Annotated in this window: 1 pseudogene; it reads right to left on the reverse strand. The window is 57.3% G+C overall.

Going from position 1 to position 225, the window contains the following annotated elements:
* Window positions 1-192: pseudogene (locus AF337_RS02455) on the reverse strand (cyclic nucleotide-binding protein); the annotation flags it as partial.
* Window positions 193-225 lie beyond the last annotated feature (33 nt).

The raw sequence follows: 225 nt of genomic DNA on the forward strand, positions 1-225 counted from the left end.
GAAGAAGATATCGTCGTCTTCGCCGTTCTGCTCAATCAGGATCTGGCCCACATCGAGTTCTTGAAGTCCCACGAGATCCGTGAGTTCTTCGGCGAGCGCGGGATCACGGGCGACGATCGATTGCGCGGTGAGGGCCTCCAGCCTGAGTTCCCTGCCGGCGTCTCCCTGGAACCTTTCGATCATCCTGCTCATGTGATTGCTCTCCAATAGGTCGTCGAGTAGATC

The organism is Rhizobium ecuadorense, assembly GCF_001187535.1.
In the GTDB taxonomy this organism is placed as follows: Bacteria; Pseudomonadota; Alphaproteobacteria; order Rhizobiales; family Rhizobiaceae; genus Rhizobium; species Rhizobium ecuadorense.